Here is a 3,916-nt window from a genome sequence, read left to right on the forward strand (position 1 = left end):
ATGCCCGTGCCGATCGCGGTCGCGCCGAGGTTGATCTCGCGGATCAGCCAGCCGGCCTCCTGCAGCCGCGCGATGTCTTCCGTCAGCATCACCGCGTAGGTCGAGAATTCCTGGCCGAGCGTCATCGGCACCGCGTCCTGCAATTGGGTGCGGCCGAGCTTCAGCAAGCCGGCGAACGCATCGGCGCGCTCCGCGAATGCATCGCGCAGCCGCGCCATCGCCTCGAGCAGGTGCTCGACCGCGAAGCAGGTCGCGATGCGGATCGCGGTGGGATAGACGTCGTTGGTGCTCTGCGCTAGATTGACGTGCTCGTTCGGATGCAGGTATTCGTACTGCCCGCGCGCGTGCCCCATGATTTCGAGCGCGCGGTTGCAGATCACCTCGTTCGCGTTCATGTTGGTCGACGTGCCGGCGCCGCCCTGGATCACGTCGACGACGAACTGGTCGTGCAGCCGCCCTTCGCGGATCTCGACGCACGCGGCGGCGATCGCATCGCGGTACGGCCGCGGCAGCAGCCCCAGTTCGCAATTGGCGTCGGCCGCCGCTTCCTTCACGGACGCGAGCGCCATCACGAGGTACGGCAGCGACGCAATGGTGCGGCCGGAAATGTCGAAATTCTCTTTCGCGCGCAGCGTGTGGACGCCGTAATAGGCGGCATCCGGAATACTTCGTTTGCCTAAAAGATCCGCTTCGACGCGGAAGCCGTTTTCGGTCATCGTGCCCCTCCTGGATGTCTCGTGCCGCTCGTCGTTCGCCGCTTCCCGACGCGACGGGTTCGCATTCTATGCCTTTGCAAAAACAAGCTCGCTTCTGTATTATCGAAAGCGGTTTTGCGTGGGACGCAACAGCGAGAATCGAATGAAAAAAGGCGCGAGAGAAACCGGCATCGATCATCTGGGCGCGATGCGCGCGTTCGTGCGGGTGGTCGAAACAGGGAGTTTTTCGGCGGTCGCGAAGGAGATGCACGTATCGACGTCGACCGTCGCGCGCAAGGTCACGGCGATCGAGGAGGCGCTCGGCGTCGCGCTGCTGCACCGCTCCACGCACAGCGTGACGCTCACCGAAGCCGGCCATATCTACCTGGAGCGCGCGGTCACGCTGATCGCCGATCTCGACGACACGCTGCGCGTCGTCGCCGAGCTGAACGCGCAGCCGAGCGGCCCGCTGAAGCTCACCGCGCCGGTCGCGTTCGGCCGCCGTCATCTCGCGCCGCTGATCGCACCGTTTCTCGCTCGCTATCCGACGATCCAGCTCGACGTGCGGCTCACCGACAACCACAACGACCTCGTGGCGGGCGGCTTCGACCTCGACATCCACGAAGGCGAGAACTATCTGGACAATCTGGTCGTCCACCGGCTGTCGCGCAACGACAGCATCCTGTGCGCGACGCCCGGCTACCTCGATCGCTGCGGGCGCCCCGCAACGCCGGACGACCTGACGCACCACAACTGCCTGCGCTACGTGCACCCGGAAGGCGATCCGCGCTGGGCGCTCGTGAGCGGCGACACGCAGCACAGCGTGCTGCCGGCCGGCAACCTCGTCACCGACCACTCGGAGCTGCTGCTGGAAGCGACCTGCGCGGGGCTCGGCATCGCGGAATTCGAGATCTGGCTGGTACGCGACCTGCTCGCGAGCGGCCAGCTCGAAGCCGTGCTGCCGCGTTACCGGCTGCAAAACCGGCTGACCGGCGAATACATCTACATCGCGTATCTGGCGAACCGGCGCAGCTCGGCGAAGCTGCGCGTGCTCAAGGATTTTCTGGCGGAACACCTCGCGCAGATCGGCGAGCTGTCGGAGCGGGAGCTGGCGAAGATTCGCGACGCACGCGCGTAGCGCGCCGATGCGCGGCCCGGATCGCGGGCCGGCGGCATCGACGCGGCGACGGCGTTAGGGCCTGTTCACGCTAATAACGGGCTTGCGAACGTGCCTTTCCGCCCGCAGGGCAAGGAGAAAGGAGGCGCAATAGCCATAGCTATTGCAACGACGAACGACGCCGCCATGCGGGCGGAAAGGCACGTTCCCCTGTTTGGAAAAATTCATTCGCGGGGCTGGCCCGTTATTAGCGTGAACAGGCCCTAAGCCGCCTGCAAGTCGAACGGGAACGTCGCGTGCCCGAACTCGACGCCCTGCGTGTTGAGCATCCGCGGCCGGTGGAACGCGGCCAGTTGCGCGCGCTGCTCGGCCGTGCCGATCCGCAGCCGCTCGAGGATTTCGCTGACGACCATGTAGAGCACGTCGAGATTGCCGTCCTCGATCTTCACCGAGATGCCGAGCGCGCCATCCGCGCCGAGTTGCCGCGTGCGTTCCGACGCGCGCACGCCGATCCCGTAGCACGCATCGGCGCCGAGCTTGCCGACCACCTGCCCGCCGAACGCGTTCATCAGCACCGTGCAATAGCGTCCGTCGCCCGCGACCAGTTCCGGATAGGCGGTCATCGCACGATGAATGCGCGCCAGTGCGCGCACCCGCTCGGTCACCGCGCCGCCCGCCTCCACCGCGTCCGCGCCGTCGGCCAGCGACGCGTACAGGCGCGCCAGCCGATCCAGCGAGAACGCCGGCGTCGGCAGGTTGCAGCCGTCGATGCCCCAGTCGACTTCATCGTCGCGCAGGCCGCACGCGTCGGCCACCACCTGCTTCACGCGCATCTGCATCGGATGGTCGGGCAGATGATAATCGGCGATCGCCGCGCCGATCGCCTGCGCGCCGGCCAGCATCCCGACATGCTTGCCCGAACAGTTGCTGCATACGCCGGTGGGCGTGTAATCGCGCTTGATCCACGACCGGTACACCGCATCGGACAACGGCGGATGGCCGCCGCAGCGCAGATCCGATTCGTGCGCGGCCACCTTCGCGAGCATCGCGCGCGTGCGTTCGATGTGACGATCCTCGCTGCTGTGCGACGCGCACATCAGCGCGATGTCCGCGTCGTCGAAGCCGAAGCGTTCCGGCGCGCCCGTCTCGATCACCGACAGCGCCTGCGCCGGCTTGGCCGCCGACCGCGCGAGCGTCATCCGGTACGGATCGCCGAACCGGGCCAGCAGCCGGCCGCGTGCATCGACGACCGCCACATGGGCGACGTGCGTGTTCTCGATCGCATTGCCGCGGTACGTGACGACCGCTGCGCGTGGGGTCTCCATCCTCTTCTGTCTCCTTGCTCGCGGGCCTGATGCCGGGGCCCGTCCAACCGGTACGGCAGTGTAGCGAGTCGTCGCCGCCGCGCGTCGGCCCTGTCGTGGAAAGCGGTGTTGCGCACGACGCAAAGGCGGTCGCCTTCCACGAAAGCCCGATGGCGCGCTACGCGTCCAGCGCGAGCAACGCGAACGTCGCGAGCCAGTGCTCGCCCATGTAATCGCCGGCCACGTGCGCGAGCGCGCTCGCGAGATGCCGATCGGCCGCATCGAGCAGCTTCGCGCGCCGCGCATCGCCTTCCGGCAGCGCGCCGGCCAGCGAACGCTGGCACCACGCGCGGCTCAGGTTCAGCCCGTCGAGGTGCGCGATCTTGCCGTCGCTGCGGTCGCTGACCGTCGCCGGCTCGAACAGCGTCGCCGGCTCGCCTTGCGCGAGATCGGGCAGGAAGCGCACGAACCAGCCGTCGAATTCGGCGGCCGGCAGCACCCTCCGCATCAGTTCGGCTTCCATCAGCGCGGGCGACAGGAATTCGTCGCCCGACGGCTCCCACGCCTGGCATGCGACGTCGTTCAGGTGCCAGCGCTTCGCGGTATCGACGATCAGCGCCGCGAGCCCGTCGCGCTGCGTGTCGCGGGCGAAATCGAGCGCGAGCGCCAGCGCGAACGCGGTGTTGAAATGCGTGCCGACGCGCAGCGGATAGGTCGCCTTCGGCAGGAACGTCTCGAAGCGCGACACGAACAGGTCGGCCAGCGGCGCCAGCGTCTTCGCCCAGCGCGCGGCCTGCGGC

The 3,916-nt window shown here is 67.6% G+C and carries 4 protein-coding genes; 1 reads left to right on the forward strand and 3 read right to left on the reverse strand.

The features are described from left to right. A partial coding sequence (locus JMF90_RS27590; RefSeq protein WP_268906067.1) for a lyase family protein occupies positions 1–716 on the reverse strand: 716 nt, incomplete at its 3' end. Positions 717–858: 142 nt separating this feature from the next. Between JMF90_RS27590 and JMF90_RS27595 the strand changes: the two genes are divergently transcribed. Further along, positions 859–1,833 carry a LysR family transcriptional regulator gene (locus tag JMF90_RS27595; protein ID WP_011548000.1) on the forward strand — a complete coding sequence of 325 codons (975 nt, stop codon included), beginning with the start codon at positions 859–861 and terminating at the stop codon, positions 1,831–1,833. Positions 1,834–2,075: 242 nt separating this feature from the next. Here JMF90_RS27595 and JMF90_RS27600 read toward each other — a convergent pair whose 3' ends face one another. Together JMF90_RS27600 and JMF90_RS27605 are read right to left on the reverse strand one after the other, a co-directional pair. Then, positions 2,076–3,137 carry an asparaginase gene (locus JMF90_RS27600; RefSeq protein WP_011548001.1) on the reverse strand — a complete coding sequence of 354 codons (1,062 nt, stop codon included), beginning with the start codon at positions 3,135–3,137 and terminating at the stop codon, positions 2,076–2,078. A 157-nt stretch (positions 3,138–3,294) separates the two neighbouring features. Then, a partial coding sequence (locus JMF90_RS27605) for a DUF2891 family protein (protein ID WP_201325673.1) occupies positions 3,295–3,916 on the reverse strand: 622 nt, incomplete at its 5' end.

The organism is Burkholderia sp. E168m23 (genome assembly GCF_016586125.1).
In the GTDB taxonomy this organism is placed as follows: Bacteria; Pseudomonadota; Gammaproteobacteria; order Burkholderiales; family Burkholderiaceae; genus Burkholderia; species Burkholderia orbicola.